This is a genomic window from Kordiimonas aquimaris, assembly GCF_025574485.1.
Classification (GTDB): Bacteria; Pseudomonadota; Alphaproteobacteria; order Sphingomonadales; family Kordiimonadaceae; genus Kordiimonas; species Kordiimonas aquimaris.
On record NZ_JAOBPO010000001.1, the window covers coordinates 993,114 to 1,016,163 of the forward strand.

Below are 23,050 nucleotides of genomic sequence, written 5' to 3' on the forward strand. Positions count from 1 at the left end.
GGTTCTCTCCCTCTTAAGGTGAATATTAATGAGTAATTGGATAGTGACGTGTCAATTTCTTTTCGCCTAGCCACGCTTTTATCAGTTGAGACAAACTAGTTGGCGTGAAGCCTCTTTTGCGGTTTGCTGCGCCGATACGGTACAAATAGCTGAACTGTTTTATCAGCGCTTTATATGCGTCGCGTAACGTTGTTCGTGAGTCCCATATATGTGTTTGCTCACCGCCTGCGCCGTTTACCTCAATTATCTTGAAACCATGTCCTGCCTTCAGGGCAGAAAAATCGCCAAATCGTATATCAAAGCGCCCGATGTAGAATTCGCCCATTGATTTTGCGAGCTTATCAAATGTGTCCAGCATCTCGTCGGTGATTTCGTCGTTGCCATTGCGAAAAATTGTGCCGAGGCTATGGCTCCCTGCAAAAGCAATTTTAATCGACTTACCTTTTGGGACAATGTCATCAAGGCGTTTTTTGTGCCGTTCAAGGTATAGATGCGCCAACTGGCCTGCTCTTGGGTCATCCATGATGAGCTGACGGAGTGTGCGGGTGCCGTCACCGGTAACACGCGGGAAATACTTCAAGGTCAGGCTGGTAATGCGTCCTTTGTCTTCACCGGGTTCTCTCACATAAAAAACGCCCGCTTCGCCTTCTTCGTTTATCAGTGTTTGCAGGATGAAATTGGCACCTGCAGGGAAAACGGCAATATAGGATGCAAGTTCATCTTCATTATTGACGATTTGCACACCAACGCCGCGCATACCGATGTCTGGTTTTGCAACAAGTGGAAACGTAAGCTGCTTTTCTTTCATGATGCTCAATGCATCACTTAATGTGCGTTTTGCGGCACCTTCACCGCCCCAGCGTAGCACTTGACCGTACGCGGCAATATATGAGCGTGCTTCAGGTTTTTTTATTGCGTTTAGTACAATCTCTTTGCTTTCACCAACGAGGCCTGAGTACGGTAATGAAGGGTTGGCATTGGTTAGCAGGGTGGGGCCAAAATACCGCAACGATAGCCAGGCGCACCATAGCGCAATCGGTGTGTAAAACAGATGAGCGGGCGCAAATTCAAACCATGATGTTCTGCCGGCACTTGCATCAAGTTCAGGCATACCTGCATGAGGCGCTGGTGACCGTGGCAGGTCTTTTTCTTGTTTAGTGTTCATTGTTAGTTATCGTTTCTTCTGACGCTTCATCAAGGCTGGTGGCGTGTTTTGATCGGCGAATAATCTTAGGCGTTATAATGATAAGTATAATAGCTGTAGCAGCAGCCAAAAGCGCTGCGGGCACGGTGCCGATGCCGCTAAAGGTTTGTTGTATTTCGCTAATGAATAGCACAAGACCTGTCACCCAAATGATGGCTGCAATACTCATAACAATAATAAAACGTGCGAGTGATAGGCGCAAAAAACCAAAGGTGACATACGTTACCAGCCGCGTGCCGGGCATGAACCGAGAGAAAAACAAAACAAGTGTTTCCCGTCCACGTAACCAGCGGCGCACTTTTTTTGCTTTCTTAATAGGTAGCCTACGCTTCAACCAGCGAAACTCGCTGGCGGTCCAGCCTGCAGCGTAAAGCGCAATATCGCCGCCAACAATACCAATTGTCAGCGCTGACACCACTACCAAAGGTGAAGCAACGGCGCTGCCAACCAGTAAGCTGCCAGCAACCAACGCACCGTCTTCGGTTACCAGTGTCGAGAGCGCCAGCGCCAGCGCCAAGCTGAAAGGATCATGAGCCATTGCCTCAAGCCACGCAAAGAGTGCTTCAACGGAAAATGACAAACTTTGTTACCCCTTAAGTCACGCCTGATATCATCTAATTCAGGCGCAGGTTCTTAAAAACCAAACTATGACAATGTCATAGTTTATTTACCACGCAACTAAAAATAGCCTACGGTTATCCTTGCGCATACTAGATAAGGGTGTTTGCTGCTGATGGTAAGAAGCTGCACAGCATTGTGAACGCTTTGTTACAATTGGTTTTTAGGGCAACGTTGATTATACAGTTATCTGCCCGTTGTCGATCAGGCTTTGTAACGTGTCGCTGGTGATGCCGATTAAAACGATTGTTCCATGATCTCCGATAGTAAGTGTTGTGTTGTTGCCACTGAATGTTGCACTTGCTTGAATATCATTAAGTGATAACTGGCCAATGCTTGAAAGGTCGAGAATATCCATATCACCGCCTGATGTGCCAAAGTCGGTAACTGTGTCAGTGCCAAAGCCACTTACAAAAGCGAAAGTATCATCACCGGCACCTCCGGTGACACGGTCATTATTGGCACCTCCAAATATCAGGTCATCACCCATGCCGCCGTCAATTGTATCGTCGCCGTTTCCACCGAATAATGTATCGTTGCCTGCGCCACCAGATACACGGTCTGCGCCTGAAGACGCGAAAGCCTGGTCATTACCATTGTCACCGTTCAAGGTGTCTGCTCCGCTTGTTGTCCCGGTGCCGCCGTAAAGAATATCGTCACCAGCACCGCCTGATATTTGATCATTACCGGTCCCACCACCTAATACGTCACGCCCTCCATCACCAAATAATGTGTCATTTCCATTGCCTGAAAATGCAACATTGCTGCTGTTGCCGGTGCTAATGGCGGTTGCTGTTTGTATGTTATACGCCCCCGTCACTAAAAGGTCGTTGCCTGCGCCGCCATATAAAGTGTCGTTGCCAGCGTCGCTTGTGTTCGCAGATGTGAGGCCAATAGCTGCCTCGCCGCCGATAAGGATATCGTCTCCTTCACCACCGCCGATTACATCGTCGCCGCTACCGCCATCTACTGTATCGTTTCCTATGTCACCGGGGCCAGCGAATGATCGGTCGTTACCTGATCCTCCAGAGATTTTGTCGTGTCCAATGTCACCGCGAAGAACGTCATTACCGGCACCGCCGTGGATGGTGTCGTTACCACTTCCACCGAGGATGCGATTGTCAGCACCATTGCCGGTTAACACATCATTACCACTTGCAGCTGTCAGGTTTTCAATTGTTGTATCTGGTGCAATAAAGACCGTATCGGTTTTAGTGCCAACTTGCGTATTATTTTGCGTAAAGTAGCGCACAGTAGTGCCAACACTGCTCCAGGTGCCGGGGGTGAGGTTAAATGTAACGCTTTGTGAACCGGTCAGGGTTAGTGTGTCCACTCCGCCTGCATCCCATAGTGTTAGGAAGTTTTGGTTCAAGTTTGTATTAAGGCTTAGTGCGTTATCGCCTTTTGTTACGTCACTTACACCGTAAAGCGCGATTAGTGCCTGAATATCCAGCCACATAAAGCTTTGTGGGCCAATGTCGGTGTATGCTGCCGTCGGGAAGCGGCTGGATACTTCAAAGCTCATCATGACCGAGTATTCAATACCCCGTACATCATTTGTAATTTGGATGGTTTCACGGTTTGGATGTGATAGGCCAAGCGCGTGCCCCACCTCGTGAACGATGGTGCGTGCCACGCTCGTAAGAGGCATACCTGCTTGCATGCGCTCTTGTAACCACAAATCTCCCGCAGCTGCAGTTTCGAATGGTAATCTGGCAAACCCAAAAGCAAGCCTTGATCCGGCAGACAAGGCGTGATCGGTTCGGGCAAGCCGGATAGTGCCAGCTTGAAGGCCTGAATCCGTTACTTCTTCGAAATTTATATTGGCAAATGTAGATACTGTTTCAAGCAAGGTGCGGGCGTAATTTGCCTCTGCTGCCGAAAAGGGCCTGAAATCATGGCGGATTTCTGAATTACCTCCATACTGCGCTGAATCAAACCGCGATGTCAGTGTTGGAAAGCTGAATGTGACGTGCGTTGTTTCATCAGGCTCGCCCGCAGCCCATGAAGTGCCAAACTCGAAAAATGCGTCAATGTTGGTTATACCTGTTAAGGCGACGTTATTCTCAACTGCTGCAAAATCGTAAACGCCCCTGCCATTAATAGACGCGGTTACATGATAGTCACCAACGTTGGCTCCGTCCGAACCTATAGTGACATAGTATGTACCGGCATTTTCAGGCGTGAAGTTGATTTGTGCATTCAGACCGTGTGCAGGCTCAATTATTTCATAGAGGCCTTCACCGACCGCTACACCGTTTTCGTCAACAAATGACACGATTGTGGCATTGTCTATGCCGCCTAGTTTGCCGGCATCTTCGCCTGTTATAGTGATTGCGTATGTGTCACCGACATCTAACGTGATGCCGATAGTGTCAGTGTCGGCCACTGTTTCTATGGTGCCTGTGGTTTCTTCCCATAGCCCAATTGTAGCTGCGGTTTCAAAATTAGCATCATGATCATCAACTGGAATTGTGATCTCCTTGACCGCAAGGCGGTAATCACCAGTGTCTCTAGTGGAAGTTGATGCCGCAATGATAAAGTATGTGCCAGATTCTGTTGGGGTGAAAATTAGTGCCGCGTTAAGCCCGACGCCGCCGTCATCGTCTGATATGTTAAGCGGCGTTCCATCAGAAGCTAGAATACCTTGAATCAGAGGGTCAAAAACACTGTCATTGGTCAGGTCCGCGGCAGTTAAATCAATACGGTACGTACGCCCGGCTATTAGCGTGACGCGGATGTAATCAGTATCTGTTCCGTTTTCAAAACTACTGCGCAGACTGCCGCCTACATTTACTGATGCGCTAGAGTTAATGTTGCCAGGTATGTCCATCGTTTTCCCCGCTAATGACTTAGTGCATATGCAAAGGTAAGGAAAATTGTCATAAATAGTTCGCTTTAATTGATTAGTGGTTATCTATTTGGGGTGAGATGCAATCTCTTGCGATGAGTTGAGGTTATGGCGTGAGAAACGACGATGAGCCGAGCGCAAAAGAGTATGGTTTTTGAGGTGAAATGAAGGGGATTCGATGAATATTTTAGTCCTTTGTACAGGTAATTCAGCGCGATCTATTTTAGGTGAAGCATTGTTTAATGCGACGGGGTGTGGGCGTATTAAAGCCTTTAGTGCGGGCAGCAACCCTAATGGGACAGTAAATCCATATGCGCTGCGGCTGCTCAAAGATAAAGGCTTTGATACAAGTGTATTTCGCTCAAAAAGCTGGGATGAGTTTGCCGCCAATGGTGCTCCTGAAATGGATATCGTCATCACTGTTTGTGGTAACGCTGCAAGTGAAACATGCCCGGTATGGATTGGTGCGCCAATAACCGTTCATTGGGGCTTTCCTGACCCTGCTGCGGTTGAAGGCTCAGACGAGGAAATTATGGCGGCATTCAAAGAAACATTTTATGGTTTGAAGCGAAATGTTGCGGCTTTTGTAGCGATAGATTTTGACGCAATGGCACCAGAAGATATAAGTCTGGCACTAGCTGATATTCACAAAGGTCAACAATGAGGGCGGCACCATGTCATTGCAGCAGAAGTTACTAGCTGAATTTATTGGTACTTTATTATTGCTCGCAACAGTTGTTGGCTCGGGTATTATGGGTGAAACACTGGCGGCGGGAAATGATGCTGTCGCATTGTGGGGTAACACAGCGGCGACAGGGGCGATCCTTGTGGTGCTTATTTTGGTGTTTGGACCTATATCGGGTGCTCATTTTAATCCGGCTGTGACGCTAGTGTTTTTGGCGCGCGGTGATGTTAACCGCACGACCGCAGTGGCCTTTATTGCTATACAAATCATTGGGGCAGTCGCAGGTGTTTTATTGGCACACCTCATGTTTGATATGGAGCTACTGCAAGCATCCGAAAGACAGCGAACAGGTGTCGGGCAGTGGGTTTCGGAAGCAGTTGCAACGTTTGGTTTGTTAGCAGCGATTTTAGGCTGCCTGCGCAATCGTGTTGAGGCTATCCCGTACGCTGTTGGTCTTTATATCACGGCGGGTTACTGGTTCACGGCTTCTACAAGCTTTGCCAACCCGGCAGTTACTATTGCACGATCCATGACAAACACGTTTTCTGGGATTATGGGGCGTGACGTTGTTATGTTCATTATGTTTCAAATGATAGGTGCGTTTTTGGCTTATGCCGTTTTTCGCATGTTTGAGCCTGCCAACAACACAGATAAGTAGTTTCTATAAATCGTTTAAATGCTGTGCAAGCGCGGCGAGGCAGCTATGCGCCAAATACCTGCAACGGTCAGGGCTCCAGCCAAACAAATCATCTGGCAGATTGGCGTTATCCTTAAACGGCATTTCAAGTGTCATGGAAACGCAGTTAAATGTTTCTGCGACATAGTCAGTGCATTTCTTTAGGTCGGATGTTTTGGGTGCGTCCACTGGATAGCCGTATTTTGTCTGAAAATCAGGCGTGAGAGCACACAGGGTTTCCTTATATGCAGCTAACAAGTCAAGTTGTGACTGAGTGATGGAAGGTATGCCTTCAAAGCCAGCGACGAAATTGTATGGTAAGGCTTCATCGCCGTGTACATCCAGATGGAAGTCTATGCCTGTTTGATGCATTTTTTCGCGTACCATAAGTACTTCAGGGCTTCGATCTGCACTGGGGTTATTCCATTCGCGGTTCAGGTTTGCACCAGCGGCGTTAGTACGCAGGTGGCCACGTTTTGATCCGTCAGGATTCATATTGGGAACGATGTAAAAATGCACGGCGTCAAGCAGTTGCCGCGCGACCGGGTTATCTTCATCAAGTAAGTAATCGAATACGCCTTCCATCCACCACTCAGCCATGGTTTCACCGGGATGTTGTCGTGCTATTAGCCATACCTTTTTACGGCCTTCCGGGCCGTGACCAATCTCGACAAGGTCCATGTCTTGACCGTCTAGTGTGTGACCCAGCACAGAGGTACGGACAAGAGGTGACGTGGCCACATCAGCGATGAGATCAGCGTGGCGTTCCATCGAATAAGGTGCGAAATAGGCGAAGTACAAACTATCTTGCTTTGGCGTTACAGACCATTTTAGTTCGCCGTCAGTATATGAAGTTTCAATGCGATGCCATGACTCGCGGTCGTATGACGCGCAAACACTGTAATCTTGCCACCCGCCGGTATAAGCTGCGTCTCCGGCATTTTCGATGATGATTGTGCAAGGTGTGTCGGCCACGCCTGATATGCGGAAGTGAAACCATTGAAAAAAGTCGGAGTGTGCATCACGGTTGATTTTCAAACGAATGTTGCCCGGATTTTTCGAGTCGATGACTTTAATATTCCCACTATCAAATTTTGACGATACCAGCACACGACGCTCCTGTGTTTTTCCCGTTACTATGTAACCGCCGAGACATGATGCAGGCAAGTTAATTAGTCTTTATATACGGCGTGTTAGTATGGTGGGTATTGTCTTCTGGGAATAATCATATTCATTTTAGGAAAGATGCATGCTGAGAAGAGTGGTTATTTGCGTGACAATATAATCCCATTATGGTACCATTTTCTTACTGACGTGAAAGCGTGAGCATATACTCCCGCTATCTAACGGGAGAAAGGAGGCATCCGATCATTGAGACGGGTGCCTCTGTGCATGGGCTATAGAATTGTCTTAGTGCACAATCTTTTATGATAATAATTAATTATCTTCAGTCTATTGACACGGGTGCGGTGCGTAAGTATTGTCCGCCGCCAATGGATTGAGGGAGTCGCAGATTCGGCGGCCCCGCTTGGTTAGGCAATTGTTTGGCTGAGTTAACAGTAAAACTGGTTTTAGGAAAAGTGCTATGAAAGTTCGTAATAGCCTCAAGTCTTTGAAGTCACGTCACCGCGATTGTCGTGTTATTCGCCGCAAGGGCCGTCTTTTGGTAATCAACAAGACGCAGCGCCGCTTTAAAGCTCGCCAAGGCTAACACTGGTTTAGCCTTTAGCGTATAGCTACTATTGATTTAGCCGTGCACCTTTTATAGGGTAGCGCGGCTTAGTCTTTTGTGGAGAGTTTGCTTTGCGACCAACAGCGGTTCTGTTTGATATTGGTAATGTGTTTGTGGAATGGGACCCGCGATTACTATACCGTCAATTAATTGACGACTCTGATGAGCTTGAGCATTTTCTTAGCGATATTGTAACACTGGAATGGCACACGGAGCATGATCGAGGCCGGCCATTTGCGCGCGGCACCAAGATTTTGTCTCAGCGTTTTCCTGAATATGAAGACCTGATAGCAGCATTTGATAAACGGTGGTCAGAAACGATTGGCCCTGTGATGCAGGGCACTGTTGATGTGATGATGAGCCTTCTGGAGCAGGGTATTAAAGTGTACGGGCTCACCAATTTCTCAGCTGAGAAATGGCCAGAATTTTGCCGCAGCCATAATTTCACAGATTATTTTGAAGGCGTTGTTGTTTCCGGTGAAGAAAAGCTGGTTAAGCCTGATCCGCGTATTTTTCAAATTGCGATTTCACGCTTTAAACTTGATCCTGAACTGACTGTTTATGTTGATGACAGGCTAGAGAATGTTTTAGCGGCGGAACAACTTAATATGATTGGTCACCAGTTCACTGATCCTGCATCACTTAAGCAGTGTTTGATTGAAAAAGGTGCTCTACGCTAGCGCACCTTTTAATTCAGTTCGTTACCATTAATCCACGCAATGTGAAGCACATTGGTCGCGCCTGGTGTACCAAATGGGAACCCGGCTGTTACAACAATACGGTCACCAGCTTCAGCAAGACCTTGTCGCATAGCCATACGTTTGGATTTTCCTATCATTTCTTCAAATGTTGTAACATCGCGGGTTTTTACAGTGTGAAGTCCCCATACGATACTGAGTTTGCGTGCAATTTCTGTGCGCGGTGTCAGCGTTAAAATGGGCGCAGATGGTCTTTCCCGTGCGGCGCGCATTGCGGTGGAACCAGATGTGGTGAATGTAACAATTGCCTTAGCCCCAACGGTGTTCGCAACTTGTCGTGCTGCCGCGGTAATGGCATCTGCGGTATTTGCTGTTGGATCAGCCCTGCTGTCATGACGGTTGGTAAAGTATGTGGGTTCGCCTTCAATACGTTTGGCAACACGGTTCATAACGGCCACAGCTTCAATAGGGTAATCACCGACTGCGGATTCAGCTGATAGCATTACTGCATCTGCACCGTCCATAACGGCAGTGGCTACGTCTGAAACCTCGGCGCGGGTCGGTACTGGTGCTTTAATCATCGATTCGAGCATTTGCGTTGCAACAACAACAGGTTTGCCTTCTTTGCGGGCTTTGGCAATAATCTGTTTTTGTATGCCTGGTACTTTTTCAACAGGTTCCTCGACACCCAGGTCACCGCGGGCAACCATAACACCGTCAGAAAGTTCTAGAATCTCGTCAAGGGCTTGTACGGCTGCGGGCTTTTCGATTTTTGCCATAACAGCAGCCTTACCACCTATCAGGCGTTTTGCTTCTGCAACATCAGCAGCGCGCTGTACAAATGACAAGGCAATCCAGTCAGCTTTCATTTGCAGTGCAAATGCCAGGTCTTTGCGGTCTTTTTCGGTTAGTGCCGCCAGAGGGAGTACTGCATTCGGGACATTAACACCTTTGCGATTGGAAAGTGGTCCACCCACAACAACAGTGCATGTTGCAGTATCAGCAGTTTTCTCCGACACAGCTAACCGAATTTTACCGTCATCAAGCAAGATGTTGGTGCCGGGCTCAATCGCCGCGAAAATTTCTTTATGCGGCAGACAAACACGTTTTTCGTCGCCAGGCTTTTGAACAAGGTCCAGAGTGAATGACTGCCCTTCTTTCAATAGAACGTGCTCATCAGCAAAGGTACCAATACGTAGTTTAGGTCCTTGAAGGTCAGCTAGAATAGCGACAGGTCTTCCTACCTCGGTTTCCACATCGCGGATATTTTTAAACAATGTTCGTTTATCGTCATGGTCGCCGTGGCTCATATTTAGACGGAAAACATCGACACCCGCATAAAATAAATCGCGAATTTGATCATAGCTGCTAGAGGCAGGCCCAAGTGTCGCGACAATGCGTGTTTTGCGTTCACGGCTAGCGGCGGGTTTAGTTTTTTGCGATTGATTCATTAGTGCAAAATCCAGCTTGTTAGTTGACAGGCATGCCAAGGGTATTACGTTGCAGCTCACGGGTAAACCGTAGCTTGAGAAAACTATTATCTATATTCGTCTTCACATTTATTCTTTCTGCGATTGGTAACCTAATGCCGCACACAATGGAACAGCCAGTTTTAATTAACCCCGATGCGCGCGAAGGTATTATCCTGTTGTGTGATCACGCCACCAATCATGTACCGCATGGATATGACAATTTGGGGTTAACACCAGATGTGCTGGAAGAACATATCGCATACGATATTGGCGCAGAAGATGTGACGCGTAAAATATGTGAAATGATGGGTGTTGCAGCGGTGCTCGGGCCCGTGTCTCGTTTGCTGATTGATTGCAACCGCGAACCGGGGCGTTCCTCTATGATACCAACCGCTAGTGACGGTATCACTATTCCAGCCAACAACGACCTCACTGAAAAAGCAATTAAGGCACGAATGGATGCTTATTATTATCCGTTTCATACCATGTGTGAAACGTTGATCGCTGAGCATATGGATGCCGGATTAACACCACTTCTTGTTGCAGTACATAGCTTTACACCAGCAATGGCGGGTGAAGACCGGCCCTGGCATGTCGGTTTTTTGTGGAATCAGGATCCGCGTTTGGCACAGGCTATGATCGGCCTTTTGGAGCGAGAGACCGATTTGGTGATTGGTGATAATCTACCGTATTCAGGCAAAGACCTATATTATACAATGCAACGCCACGGTGCTGATCATGGTTTGCCGCAAACAACCCTAGAAATCAGGCAAGACCTTGTCGATACAGAAGAAAAAACAACGCAGTGGGCAGCTTTAATTGCGGACGTTCTTGATGAATGTATGGAACGTAACGATCTGAAGCAACGTAAACTGTACCCTGTTTCCAAGTAGAATTAACAAAAGCGAGAGAAAAGATGTCAGATATTGATCCTCAACAAGCACAAATTGAAGCAAAAGTTTTTCGCCGCCTACTTGCGCACCTGGATCATCGCAAAGATGTCCAAAATATTGATTTGATGGGACACAGTGGTTTTTGCCGCAATTGTCTGTCTGACTGGTACAGCGAAGCTGCGGCAGAAGAAGGCATGAGTATTGATAAGGCAACAGCGCGCGAGCGAGTTTATGGCATGCCTTATGATGATTTCAAAAAGGAATACCAACAGCCTGCAACAGAAGCACAGTTACAACTTATGAACGACAGTGTTGCGAAAAATAAATTGCCTTAACGTCAATCAGCCACATCTCACTTTGCAAGAATACAGAGTGCGCCGGATGGGGCGCCGCGCTTGGTGTGTAATGCTTGTTTAAACCTTCAGAGTTGCCGGGAGTATGTGGTTTCATGGATATTAAAGGTAAAGTCGCTTTTGTTACAGGCGGAGCAACAGGCATTGGTCTTGCGATTGCACGTTCGTTTGCTGCGCGCGGTTGCAAGATAATGTTGGCTGATATTAATGCTGATTTATTGACCAATGCTGAACAGGAATTGCGCTCGTCAGGTGCAGATGCGACATCCGTGATTTGTGATGTATCTGATGCTGCAGCCGTTCAGCAGGCCGCAGAAACGACAATCGACCGCTTTGGTAAAGTACATATTGTTGTGAATAACGCTGGTGTTGGTATCGGAGGACGCCCCGGCCAAACCCCATTGGAAGACTGGCGCTGGATTGTTGATATCAACCTGATGGGTGTCGTGCATGGTGTTGAGGTGTTTACGCCGCTGATGCAAGCACACGGCGAAGGTGGTTATTTTGTTAATACGGCATCTATGGCTGGTCATGTTACAGATCGTGGTATGCCGCCGTATTATGCTACTAAATTTGCTGTAGTTGGATATTCGGAAGCATTGAAACACGACCTTGCACGATCTGATATCGGTGTCAGTGTTTTGTGCCCGGCATGGGTGCAAACCAATATTCATAAGAGCCGGTTAGCAAGCCCGACTGGCCCTTCGAGTGAAGCAGAGCTTGAAAACGACCGCGGTTTCCATGCCATGAAACAGGTTGTTGAAAACGGCTTGCCTACGGCGTTGGTCGGCGACTGGACGGCAGACTGTGTTGAAGCAAACCGTTTTTACATTTTTACCCACCCGGAAATGCAACAGTATATTGATCAACGACATGAGTTGATTAAAGCGGATTATGCTGCTTGTGCTGCTGATATGCGTTTGAATGAGGCGTTATCGTAAAAAAAATTTCGCGGGCTAGGCTTTATCTTTTGCATGCTGCGGTTTCAGGGTGCTTTATGCATTTCATCAACTAATACAGTCGGTTCATCATATGATAACTGACACAAGGGGGAAGTGATATTATTCGCTAGAGGACGGAAGAGGAGCCCCGACGCGTTGAAACTTAAGCTCGAAAAGCACCAGATAACCGACAAATTGATACTCGTACTTATATGGGTATTGTCTATGGTTCTCATCGCTTTTTCACAAGAACCTAGCTACTTGCATCCTGGCCAGTATGAATATCCTCATTTACACTTGAGCGAAGTTGTCTACTCTTTGGAGAGAGGCATATTAGCCTTTTTCGTGTTATACTATCTTCTACCTCGCTATTTCCAAACAGGCCGGTATTTTTTATTTGCTCTGATGCTGTTGGTTTCCTTCTTTACCGTAGGTTCATTTGAAGTTGGCATTCTTATGCCTGTTTTCTTTGATAGCACCAAAGGTTCTAGCCAATGGTCGTTACACGGGGTTTATAAATTTGCGCTGGGGTCATTACCATTGCTTGGCTTTATGTTCTTTGTAAAGCTGACCTGGGAATACCGGGAAACGCAGCAAAAACTGTTAGCTATCAACAAGGAAAAGATTGAAAGCGAGCTTAAATTTCTCCGCTCTCAAGTTAATCCTCATATGTTATTTAACGCTTTGAATAACATATACTCACATTCACTAACGCACAGTGATGTTGCACCAGACATGCTTTTAAAGCTGTCAGAGTTTCTGAGATATAATTTGTATGAATGCGGGGACGACACGGTGCCTCTTGATAGCGAGTTGCTCTCGCTGGAAAATTATGTCGTCCTTCAAGAAATGGGTCTTGAAGGAAGAGGGCAAGTCAACTTTTCCATCCAAGGGTCTGGTAAAGGGAAGTCGGTGGCACCTTTTGTGATGGTCACTCTACTTGAGAACTGTTTCAAGCACAGTTTGAATACGCAGGAAAAAGGCATTCTTATCGATATCAATATTAGCATTAAATCTGACATGTTGATGCTGGTAGCGCGCAATACATATGATGAAGATAAAGCAATGGACAGTGCTGGTGTGGGAATCGCTAATGTACGCCGTCGTTTAGAATTGATGTACTCAGATAAGTTTTCACTGGAACATAATGCTGCAACAGACGTGTTTGAGGTAAAGTTGGCCATGCCTATCACAAGATCACCTCTCTTATTTATCGATGGTGATGAGTGATGGCAGGTTTGCGGTGCCTTATTGTTGAAGACCAAAAGCCTGCTCAGCGGATACTGCAAACATATATTTCTCGGCTAGAGCATATCGAGCTTGTTGCAACATGCGGCAGTGCCCTTGAGGCTATGAAGTTACTACAAGAGTATGACGTTGACTTACTTTTTCTGGATATTCATTTGCCCAAAATGAGCGGCTTGTCTTTTTTGCGGTCGCTGTCTCATCCACCAAATGTGGTGATCACTACTGCATATTCTGAACATGCAATTGAAGGATTTGAGCTTGATGTAGCTGACTACCTGCTAAAGCCATTTTCCTTTGAGCGGTTTTGCAAGGCCGTTTCCAAGGTACGTTCTGGAACGCAGAGCAACAATAGAATGAGCAAGAATATTCACGATAATTCAGTGTTTATTAAAGTGGATGGGGATTTGATCAGGCTTGATCTAAGTAGGTTGGTTCACATTGCATCGGACGGTAACTTTCTCAATATAAATATGAAAGATAACCGTTATTATATATTGGGTACGTTGCATTCCTGGTTGGAGAAATTGCCTAAGGATAGTTTTCTCCGCGTTCAGAAATCTCATATTGTGAACATCAATTATATTGAGAAAATAACCGGAAACCAGATTGCCACATGTTTGGGGCCAGTGCCGATTGGCCGCGCATATAAGGATGATTTGTTGCGCAAAGCTGCTGGTGATTAGCTAAAATATACGAATCGAAAGAGCCTCAGGGGGTTATTCTGAGGCTCTTTGAAGTTGTGACTCAGGCCCTTAAATCATAATGATTATAGGAACCGTGAGTACTATGTGTGGAACTTACTGGTTTGTTGAGGGCCTTCTACACAACATACCTACAAAGCGTGATAAACAACGCTTTCTTACATGCGAAAATAAGAAGTGAGCATATCTGACACAAGTATAGCAAAGATGGATAAGCAAAAGACTTTGAATCCGTGATTGCCTATAAGCGTTGGCATGCGTATGGTGCGCGTCGAATTATGAATATGTAGCGTTTATTGATAACAGTAAGCGCAAGTTTACGGAGTTGGATATGGTACAGGCAGGCGGTGTGGCTGGCGAACAGCTAAGATCATATATTGAGCGTATTGAGCGTTTGGAAGAAGAGAAAAAGGGCATCGCTGAAGATATTAAAGAAGTGTATGCAGGCGCTAAAGCTGTTGGATTTGATGTTAAGATACTGCGTAAAGTAGTTGCTATTCGTAAGATGGACCAAGCAGACAGGCAAGAGCAGGAAGCGCTTTTGGAAGTATACCTGCACGCCATTGAGGGTGGTCAAATTCCAGAGCCAACCGAATAAAGTTGCTATAAATTTATTGTAGTACAGCGCGGTCGATGACCAAACTTTTTTCTTTAACAGTGTTTTGCTAAGGCCTGTAATTTAGTTCTCTTGTGCAACAGCATTGTGGGCTTGTGAAATAACATAAGCGCGAATAGCTTCTATTTCTTCAGGCGTAAGAAGTTTGCTGAATGAGACCATCCCGCTATCTGCCAGCACACCTTCCGAGACAACAGCCTGCCAGGCATCAGAATCAGCGGTATATGACGACCAGCGCAAGTCTGGCAGAACACCAGAGCTGATTGCGACAGGGCCATGACACACTAAACAGTTTCGAGCGTAATGAACGACGCCTGACTGGAGTGTTTCAGCAGTGCCAATACGTTCGCTTTTGGGTGTGCGATCAATTGGGATCATTTCAGGATCAGCAATATCGGCTGTGCCACCCAATTTAAAAGTAACTACTTTACCAACTGTAGGAGATACTTTTTTGTCGTATGCATAGCCTGCATGAAGTGCATATCCAGAACCCCAACCCGTCGTGATCGTGACGTATTGTATACCGTCTATTTCATAAGTTACTGGCCCTGCTACTGCGCCCGACTTTAAATCGTAATGCCACAAAGGTGTGCCGTTTGCTGCGTTATATGCAGAAAATTCACCACCTAACTTTCCCTGAAAAACAAGATTGCCAGCTGTAGACAAAATGCCGCCATTCCATGCATTTTCGTGCTCAACAGTCCAGCGGGCTTCCTGTTTTACCGGATCCCATGCAATCAATCTTCCCTTGAGGCTTGCGCGTAAAAACTTCATAAGTTCTGGCGGCATATCAACGGGTGTTCCAGCAGCAAAATCAGCACCTGTATTCCAAACGGCAGGCTTGCTATCCCATAGAGGATCAAGGCTATATGCCTGAGGTATTTCCTGTGCGGGTATATAAGCAAGCTTATGTATCGGATTGTATGCCATCGGATGCCAGTTATGCGCGCCGAGCGGACCAGGTAATTGGAGATATGGCACTGTGCCGTAGCGCGCGGCAGCAACCTCAACGGGTCTACCACTTTCGTCAAGGCCTGTTGCCCAGTTAACAGGGCCAAATGCCTCACCTGAAATGAATACGCCGGTTTCAGCATCCAACACATAGAAAAAGCCATTTTTCGGTGCCTGCATGACAACGCGGCGCTCAGCTCCGTTTTCTCCCAGTGGCAGGTTTGCAAGTATGAGTGACTGCGTAGCGGTATAGTCCCAGTTATCACCGGGGGTGGTTTGAAAATGCCATTTGTATGTGCCCGTCTTAACGTCTACTGCCACAATGGATGACAGGAACAGGTTGTCACCGCCGGAAGGATCCCTGATTTCACGATTCCAGGGTGATCCATTGCCAACGCCGAAGATGATCTGATCATTTACACTATCATAAATGATAGAATCCCACACAGTGCCGCCGCCGCCATCCGTGACCCATGCGCCGTCGTCGCCCCATGTAATGTTGCCGATGGAAGTAAAGGCATCGTCCGATACGGCGCCGTCTGGCTGTTTGCTTGGATTGGGCACTGTGTAAAAGCGCCATGAGAGTGTACCGTCGTCAATATTATAAGCCGATATATAACCACGTACACCAAGTTCGGCGCCGCCGTTCCCAATTAATACAAGCCCGTCAATAACACGCGGTGTGCCTGTGATGGTGTATGGTTTTGCTTGGTCAACAGTGATCGTGCTCCATGCAATCTTGCCAGTTTTAGCATCTAACGCTTCAAGCCTGCCATCAATCACCCCAACAAGGATTTTATCGCCGTAGATAGCAACGCCGCGGTTTACCACATCACAGCAGGCCTTCACGCCAACCGCACGGTCAACCTCTGGATCATACACCCATAGTTCTTCGCCGGTTTTAGCATCGAGTGCATAAACAACAGACCAAGCGGATGTTACATACATGACACCGTTTGCAATAATTGGGGTCGCTTCAACACCTCGGTTTGTAGCAAGGTCATAGGTCCATGTAACACCCAAAGTGGCGACATTTTCGGTGTTTATGGTGTCCAAGGGAGAATGGCGTTGTTCTGTATAACTGCCACCATGGGTCAACCATTCGGCGTTGGGGCTCGTTGCCTCGATAAAATTTGTGTCGATGGTCGCTTGCTTGGCGGGGTTAGTATCAGATGAAGCATGCTCACGTTGCTCGCAAGCTGTCAGTGCTAACAACAGTGCGATTAGAGTTAGTCGCAGTTGCATTTCTATTCTCCCCTAAAACCCTTTACTTAAGATGTATGGCGTTTATGAACCGTGTCTAGTTTATGGCTATTTGTGGCGGCTTATCCCAGTGGTAGCAGATTAGAGTTTTTAACTTCTTCCATAACTGCGTATGTGTTTGTTTCACGTACACCGGGTAGTTGGTTGATTTTGTCACTGAGTAGAAAGCGATATGCGGCCATATCAGCGCAGCGTATTTTCAAAAGGTAATCAAAACCACCGGCAACCATATGGCATTCCATTATTTCATCAATTTTTTGCACTGCTTCACTAAAGCGCTCAAAAATGTCGGCTCCTGTACTTTCCAGTCTTACTTCAACAAAACTCAGCAGGTTTTTGTCTAGTAAACGCGGTGACAGAACGGCCTGGTAACCAACGATGTACCCATCGCGTCGTAACCGTTTTACGCGTTCAGTGGTTGCTGTTGGGCTTAGTGAGATTTTATCCGCTAAATCAAGTGTGCTCATCCGCCCATCTCGTTGGAGAAGCTTCAATATTTTATGATCAAATCGATCTAACGCCTTCATTGCTATTCACCGTTATTATTTCACAAGTAGTGAATATCACTAAAATACAAAATAAATAAGGAAAATTTCACTTAATAAAATCTGATATAGGGGATATTCAAATAAGGAGTATCTCATGAATGCCGCTGTGTCACGTTCAATAAAATTACCGCAATTCAAAGCAGATTATGTTCCCAACGAAGAAGCGTGTGTTCAAGCATTGCTTGAACACATCTCGTTTGGGGATTCTTCACAGCGCCGGATTAAATCAACTGCAACCGACCTCATTACAGCACTGCGCTCTGAAAAATCATGGGTAGGTGATGTTGATGACTTCCTTCATACTTACGGACTGTCAACGGATGAAGGTCTTGCGTTAATGGTGTTGGCTGAGGCACTGCTGCGTGTACCAGATAGTGAAACCGCAGATACGCTCATTGAGGATAAGCTTGGTGCCGAAAGTTGGCATTTTTCTGATCAGGGAAAACCATTTGTTACAGCGTCAACCTGGGCACTTGCACTTGGCGCACGGTTAACAAAGCCACAAGAAGGCCCGCAAGCAATGGTAACGCAGGCGGTGAAGCGACTAGGCAAACCCACTGTTCGCACAGCAACACGGCAGGCAATGAAAATTCTGGGCAGGCATTTTGTCCTTGGCCAGACGATAGATTCTGCACTAAAGCGGGCCGCAAAACGCGAAAAAGCAGGCTACAGGTATTCGTTTGATATGTTGGGCGAGGGTGCGCGGACTGCGGCTGACGCTGCGCGTTATTATGAGGCATATGCAAACGCAATTGAGAAAATTGGCAAGAAACAAAAAAAAGCAGGTAAGCTCCCAAGCAGAGCTGGTATTTCTGTAAAATTATCAGCCATTCACCCGCGTTATCATGAAACCCATAAACAGCAGGTGCTAGCTGACCTTGTGCCGCAGGTTATTGCATTAGCTGAGGCCGCAAAAAGCTACGATCTTAACTTTACCATTGATGCAGAGGAAGCTGAGCGCCTCAGTCTTTCGCTGGATGTTTTTGCAGCCGTTGCAAGCAGTGAAACTTTGGCAGGTTGGTCAGGTTTTGGGCTTGCTGTACAAGCGTATCAAAAGCGTGCGGGTGCTGTGATCGACTGGTTGGTCAAGCTGGCAAATATACTAGACCGCCAATTTATGGTGCGTTTGGTCAAGGGTGCATACTGGGATACCGAAGTTAAGCTTGCGCAAGAAGAAGGCCTGCAAGACTATCCAGTGTATACCCGAAAGGCATCCACAGACCTTTCATATACTGTTTGTGCGCAAAAAATTGCCGCCGCGGGTGATCGTATATACGGCCAATTTGCAACACATAATGCTCTGACAACGGCAACGGTTATTGAGATATTTCGAGACAGGACAGGTACATTTGAGTTTCAATGTTTGCACGGTATGGGTGAAGCTCTATATGAAAACCTCACCGAAAAGCAAAGGGTTGCAGCATGCCGGATATATGCACCTGTTGGTTCACATGAAGATTTGTTGGCATATCTCGTTCGGCGTATTCTCGAAAACGGCGCCAATTCTTCGTTCGTAAATACAATTGAAGATGAAACTGTACCGATTGAACAGTTGACGGCGCAGCCATGGGAAATATTGCCGGGTTATGCGGAATACCGAAATCAATCTATCGCATTGCCAGCGGATATTCTGGGTGAAACCCGTAAGAATGCGTCAGGGTTGTCATTTGGGGACCGTGAGCATACGAAATCGTTTATGCAGAGAATGTGCGATGTGGGCGACCAATATGACAGTGTCACATCTTTAATAAACGGTGCTGCTGTGAAAGAGGGTGCTGCTCAAAACTGCGTGTCTCCCTATAATATAGATCATACTTATGCACAGGTATTTGACGCTGATGCATCCATAGCTGAGCAAGCTTTGGCTGCTGCGGCAAAAGGGTTTCTAGGCTGGCGAGATACACCAGTGAATGTACGCGCTGCGGCTCTTGATAAAATGGCAAATATGCTGGAGCAGCAACAAGCAGAACTGATTGCTGTCATTGCCGCTGAAGCTGGTCGTACAATTGCAGACGGTATTGCAGAAGTGCGTGAAGCGGTTGATTTTTGCCGGTATTACGCTGGTGAAGCACGCAAGCTTATGGGTGAACCGACACGCCTGCCCGGCCCAACTGGTGAAGTTAATATGCATCAGTTTATCGGGCGCGGCGTGTTTGTATGTATTGCACCGTGGAACTTCCCGCTCGCTATTTTTGTTGGGCAAATCGCAGCCGCACTAGCGGCAGGTAATGCTGTTGTTGCTAAGCCCGCGGCCCAAACCCCTGTGATTGCGCACAAGGCAGTAAAAATGCTGCATGCAGCAGGCGTGCCTGTAACGGCATTGCATTTAGTGCTCGGTGGTCCTGATGTGGGTGCTGCGTTAACATCAAGTACACAGACATCCGGTGTGGCGTTTACTGGATCAACAAAAACAGCATGGGCGATTAACCGGTCGCTTGCTGCACGGGATACGGCGATTGCACCGTTGATTGCGGAAACCGGCGGTATCAATGCAATGATTGTTGATGCAACAGCACTGCCTGAACAGGTGGCAGATGATGTTATTGCAAGTGCTTTCCAGTCGGCAGGGCAACGGTGTTCAGCGTTAAGGCTTTTGTGCATACAGGATGATGTTGCAGACAAGATGATTGAAATGATTAAAGGGGCAGCAAAGGAACTTGTGCTGGGTGCACCGCAGAGGCTTTCAACTGACGTTGGTCCTGTGATTGATGCTGCTGCATTGAATAATCTGGAAACGTATCTTACGAACTTACCGGAAGATGCTGACATTATCTTTGGTGCTGATGATCTAACGCACGGCGTTCCTGACAATGGGCATTTCATTGCACCGCATATTGTCGCATTACCATCGGCATCTGCGTTGACTCGTGAAGTTTTCGGGCCGGTGCTACATGTTGTTCGTTATAAGGCAGGAACCCGAGACGAGGTCGTTAACCAGATTAACGCGAGTGGCTTTGGTTTGACATTTGGTATTCATAGTCGGTTAAAGCGCCAAACTGAAAAGGTTGCAGATACGGTGCAGGCTGGAAATATTTATATCAACCGCAATACAATTGGTGCTGTGGTTGGTGTGCAACCATTTGGTGGTATGGGGCTATCAGGTACAGGGCCTAAAGCAGGCGGTCCTGCATATCTGTACCGTTTCTTGTCAGAAAAAGTAATTACGACCGACACAACAGCTGTTGGTGGTAATGCAAGTCTGATTGCTATGAGTGATGGTGTATGAAGCGTTTAAAGATTACTGGTACATTATAAATGATTGTTCATTTACGCCGAGCCGTTTGCTGACGCGGTCAACAATGCGCGGATCACCAGATGTTAGCAGTGTGGTGCTCGGTGTGTCTGCACTAATAAACTCAGGATGTCGCTCGAGGTAATTCTTTAGTGAAGAGGCAACGATATCGGCCTGAGAATATAATTTTACAGTATCGGGCAATGCAGCTTTGAACAGTTTTTCTACAAGAGGGAAGTGTGTGCATCCAAGCACGGCAGTTTCTATGCCGTACATGTCTAATTCACTGATGTATCCGTTGATAAGCCCCTGTAACGGAGCGGTGCCTGCGCCGCCTTCGATAGCATCAACGAGCCCAGGGCATGCCTTTTGAACCAGTTCAACGTGCGGTGCGCGTTTGGCAATTTCTTCCACGTATGCGCCACTTTCAATGGTTTTACTGGTGGCAAACAGTAGTACTCTTTGCTTGTTCTGTTTGTTGTCTTCTGGATGACTTGCCGGAGATTGCTGTGCCCAGGGTACGTTAGTGATTGCCTCTACCATGGGAACGAGTACGCCGAGAACACGTTTTTCAGGGTGTTCAGTGGGCAACCACTCTTGCTGCAAGGTACGCAGCGCAATTGCGGCGGCTGTGTTGCAGGCAAGAATAACAAGACTGCAGCCTTCATGCATTAGGTGATCAACACCCAAGCGCGTAAGAGCAACAATCTGTTCGTTGCTGCGATGTCCGTAGGGTGCATGACCGTGGTCGCCCAGATAGAGAAATTTCTGATTAGGGAGTTGTTTTTTCAATGCATTCAGGATTGTTAGCCCGCCAGACCCGGAGTCAAATACACCGATCACTAGATTCTCCTTCTGCATTAGCCCATTAAGCAGGCCTAACGTTTCAGGCCGTATTCTTCTATCTTGCGATAAAGTGTAGAGCGTCCGATATTAAGGCGCCTTGCCACTTCTGCCATTTTACCATTGTACCGATCAAGTACCATCTTAATAACGTCGCATTCAATGGCTCCAAGTGTGCGTGCATGGCCATCGGCATCTAGCAATTGAACTGTGGCATGAGTATGATTTTGGGATACTTCTGGCGTGCTTGAGCGGCTCTGAGATGAAACCTGTTCTTGCTGATGTGCGCTGGAAGAGACAACATGAAGAAAGTCTTCAGGGGTAAGTTCTTCGTGCTCTGACAAGATAATTGCGCGAAATAACGCGTTCTGTAGCTGCCGGATATTACCGGGCCAATCATACGCCATCAAAACACTGGCTGCGGCGGGGGAAAGCCTACGTTTTGGTAGGTCTTCCAAGGTCGCTAGTGTTTGAAGAAAATAGGCAGTTAATGCCGGGATATCATCTCTTCGATCCTTCAATGACGGCAGAGTAATCGGGAAAACGTTGAGGCGGTAAAACAGGTCTTCACGAAAATTGCCACTTGCTATTTGCTTGGGCAGGTTACGATTTGTTGCCGAAATAATGCGTATATCAACGGATATACTACCGCGGCTGCCAACAGGGTCGATTTCTTTTTCTTGCAAGGCCCGCAATAATTTCACTTGAATATCAAGTGGTAATTCACCGACCTCATCAAGGAAGAGTGTGCCGCCGTTTGCTTCTTCAAATTTACCAACGCGTGTTTCAGTTGCGCCTGTAAAGGCACCTTTTTCATGGCCAAAAAGGATGCTTTCCACCAAGTTTTCAGGGATTGCACCACAGTTAACTGCCACAAAAGGGAGATTTGCACGGTCACTCGCAGCATGAATTGCGCGTGCAAACACTTCCTTGCCTACACCGGATTCGCCGTCGATCAGGACAGGAATGCTAGCCCGTGCAGCTTTCTTTGCTAGTGTGACGGCACGCTTCATCGGCGCACTGTCACCAATCAGGTTTTCAAAACCTGCATCGGGTTGTGCAGATATTACAGGCTCAATTTCACCGACAAAGGCTTGTGTTTCAAGGCCTGCTTTTAACGCAGCGCGAATACGCTCTGCGCTTGCAGGTTTTACAATAAAATCAGTTGCACCTGCACGCATCGCGTCAACAACGGTTGTAATCGATGAGTGACCGGTCAACATAATAACAGGCAGGTTTGGTAAGCTTTTACGAAGCCGTTTCAAGACCTCAATGCCGTCCATGCCGGGCATTACAAGGTCTAATACAACAATATCAATTGCCGGTGTCTTCGCTGAATGAGCCAGCTTATCAAGTGCGATTACACCGCTTTCTGCCAAAATCACATCGTATCCGGCGCGTTTTACGATACCCTCTAGGAGCACAGCTTGTGTGATTTCATCTTCAACAATAAGAACTGTTTTTTGTTCTGTATGGTCCAATTTTTCGTCCTTATGCAACGCCTTTTGCGAACAGGTGATTCGCG

General features: G+C 47.0%; 20 protein-coding genes. 11 read left to right on the forward strand and 9 right to left on the reverse strand.

Features of this window, described 5'->3' with window-relative positions; genetic code table 11:
• Window positions 1-25: 25 nt before the first annotated feature.
• The 3 genes from OEU88_RS04715 to OEU88_RS04725 all read right to left on the reverse strand — a co-directional run bounded on the left by OEU88_RS04715 (window position 26) and on the right by OEU88_RS04725 (window position 4,655).
• The gene (locus OEU88_RS04715; protein ID WP_262693958.1) at window positions 26-1,165 is read right to left on the reverse strand and encodes a hypothetical protein; all 1,140 of its coding nucleotides are present in this window, start codon (window positions 1,163-1,165) and stop codon (window positions 26-28) included.
• Window positions 1,155-1,784 (reverse strand): DedA family protein, encoded by a 630-nt coding sequence (locus OEU88_RS04720; protein WP_262693959.1) that lies wholly within the window; start codon window positions 1,782-1,784, stop codon window positions 1,155-1,157. Before OEU88_RS04720 ends, OEU88_RS04715 begins: the two co-directional genes overlap by 11 nt.
• A gap of 216 nt (window positions 1,785-2,000) precedes the next feature.
• Window positions 2,001-4,655: a M10 family metallopeptidase C-terminal domain-containing protein gene (locus OEU88_RS04725; RefSeq protein ID WP_262693960.1), complete on the reverse strand. Its 2,655-nt coding sequence runs from the start codon at window positions 4,653-4,655 to the stop codon at window positions 2,001-2,003.
• A 196-nt stretch (window positions 4,656-4,851) separates the two neighbouring features.
• Between OEU88_RS04725 and OEU88_RS04730 the strand changes: the two genes are divergently transcribed.
• Window positions 4,852-5,337, forward strand: a complete 486-nt coding sequence (locus OEU88_RS04730) for an arsenate reductase ArsC (protein WP_262693961.1) — start codon at window positions 4,852-4,854, stop codon at window positions 5,335-5,337.
• A 10-nt stretch (window positions 5,338-5,347) separates the two neighbouring features.
• Window positions 5,348-6,016: an aquaporin gene (locus OEU88_RS04735; RefSeq protein WP_262693962.1), complete on the forward strand. Its 669-nt coding sequence runs from the start codon at window positions 5,348-5,350 to the stop codon at window positions 6,014-6,016.
• Between the two features lie 3 nt (window positions 6,017-6,019).
• Here OEU88_RS04735 and OEU88_RS04740 read toward each other — a convergent pair whose 3' ends face one another.
• The gene (locus tag OEU88_RS04740; RefSeq protein ID WP_262693963.1) at window positions 6,020-7,144 is read right to left on the reverse strand and encodes a M14 family metallopeptidase; all 1,125 of its coding nucleotides are present in this window, start codon (window positions 7,142-7,144) and stop codon (window positions 6,020-6,022) included.
• A 475-nt stretch (window positions 7,145-7,619) separates the two neighbouring features.
• Between OEU88_RS04740 and ykgO the strand changes: the two genes are divergently transcribed.
• Complete coding sequence (gene ykgO, locus OEU88_RS04745; RefSeq protein ID WP_262693964.1) at window positions 7,620-7,745, forward strand: type B 50S ribosomal protein L36; 126 nt, start codon at window positions 7,620-7,622, stop codon at window positions 7,743-7,745.
• Between the two features lie 92 nt (window positions 7,746-7,837).
• Window positions 7,838-8,446 (forward strand): HAD family hydrolase, encoded by a 609-nt coding sequence (locus OEU88_RS04750; protein ID WP_262693965.1) that lies wholly within the window; start codon window positions 7,838-7,840, stop codon window positions 8,444-8,446.
• A gap of 8 nt (window positions 8,447-8,454) precedes the next feature.
• Here the strand turns inward: OEU88_RS04750 and pyk are convergent, their stop codons facing one another.
• Window positions 8,455-9,915, reverse strand: coding sequence for a pyruvate kinase (gene pyk / locus OEU88_RS04755; RefSeq protein ID WP_262693966.1), 1,461 nt, complete (start codon window positions 9,913-9,915; stop codon window positions 8,455-8,457).
• A gap of 146 nt (window positions 9,916-10,061) precedes the next feature.
• On the opposite strand from pyk, the gene OEU88_RS04760 reads away from it, so the two are divergent.
• From OEU88_RS04760 to OEU88_RS04785, 6 genes are all read left to right on the forward strand, one after another.
• On the forward strand, window positions 10,062-10,829 hold the full coding sequence (locus OEU88_RS04760; RefSeq protein ID WP_262693967.1) for an N-formylglutamate amidohydrolase: 768 nt from the start codon (window positions 10,062-10,064) through the stop codon (window positions 10,827-10,829).
• Window positions 10,830-10,861: 32 nt separating this feature from the next.
• Complete coding sequence (locus OEU88_RS04765; RefSeq protein WP_394805231.1) at window positions 10,862-11,164, forward strand: DUF1244 domain-containing protein; 303 nt, start codon at window positions 10,862-10,864, stop codon at window positions 11,162-11,164.
• Window positions 11,165-11,277: 113 nt separating this feature from the next.
• The gene (locus tag OEU88_RS04770; RefSeq protein ID WP_262693969.1) at window positions 11,278-12,123 is read left to right on the forward strand and encodes an SDR family NAD(P)-dependent oxidoreductase; all 846 of its coding nucleotides are present in this window, start codon (window positions 11,278-11,280) and stop codon (window positions 12,121-12,123) included.
• Between the two features lie 156 nt (window positions 12,124-12,279).
• The gene (locus tag OEU88_RS04775) at window positions 12,280-13,353 is read left to right on the forward strand and encodes a sensor histidine kinase (RefSeq protein ID WP_262693970.1); all 1,074 of its coding nucleotides are present in this window, start codon (window positions 12,280-12,282) and stop codon (window positions 13,351-13,353) included.
• Entirely contained in the window at window positions 13,353-14,054 is a 702-nt protein-coding gene (locus OEU88_RS04780; RefSeq protein WP_262693971.1) for a LytR/AlgR family response regulator transcription factor, read from the forward strand. Before OEU88_RS04775 ends, OEU88_RS04780 begins: the two co-directional genes overlap by 1 nt.
• Before the next feature lie 349 nt (window positions 14,055-14,403).
• A complete protein-coding gene (locus OEU88_RS04785) occupies window positions 14,404-14,670 on the forward strand; it encodes a DUF2312 domain-containing protein (protein WP_262693972.1) in 267 nt (88 codons plus the stop codon).
• A gap of 81 nt (window positions 14,671-14,751) precedes the next feature.
• On the opposite strand, the gene OEU88_RS04790 is transcribed toward OEU88_RS04785, so the two are convergent.
• Window positions 14,752-16,884: a PQQ-dependent dehydrogenase, methanol/ethanol family gene (locus tag OEU88_RS04790; RefSeq protein WP_262693973.1), complete on the reverse strand. Its 2,133-nt coding sequence runs from the start codon at window positions 16,882-16,884 to the stop codon at window positions 14,752-14,754.
• A gap of 80 nt (window positions 16,885-16,964) precedes the next feature.
• The gene (locus OEU88_RS04795; protein WP_262693974.1) at window positions 16,965-17,429 is read right to left on the reverse strand and encodes an Lrp/AsnC ligand binding domain-containing protein; all 465 of its coding nucleotides are present in this window, start codon (window positions 17,427-17,429) and stop codon (window positions 16,965-16,967) included.
• Between the two features lie 115 nt (window positions 17,430-17,544).
• Between OEU88_RS04795 and putA the strand changes: the two genes are divergently transcribed.
• Complete coding sequence (gene putA / locus OEU88_RS04800; protein ID WP_262693975.1) at window positions 17,545-20,676, forward strand: bifunctional proline dehydrogenase/L-glutamate gamma-semialdehyde dehydrogenase PutA; 3,132 nt, start codon at window positions 17,545-17,547, stop codon at window positions 20,674-20,676.
• A 12-nt stretch (window positions 20,677-20,688) separates the two neighbouring features.
• Here the strand turns inward: putA and murI are convergent, their stop codons facing one another.
• Window positions 20,689-21,525: a glutamate racemase gene (murI, locus tag OEU88_RS04805; RefSeq protein WP_262693976.1), complete on the reverse strand. Its 837-nt coding sequence runs from the start codon at window positions 21,523-21,525 to the stop codon at window positions 20,689-20,691.
• A gap of 35 nt (window positions 21,526-21,560) precedes the next feature.
• Window positions 21,561-23,006 (reverse strand): sigma-54-dependent transcriptional regulator, encoded by a 1,446-nt coding sequence (locus tag OEU88_RS04810; protein ID WP_262693977.1) that lies wholly within the window; start codon window positions 23,004-23,006, stop codon window positions 21,561-21,563.
• Window positions 23,007-23,050: the final 44 nt, after the last annotated feature.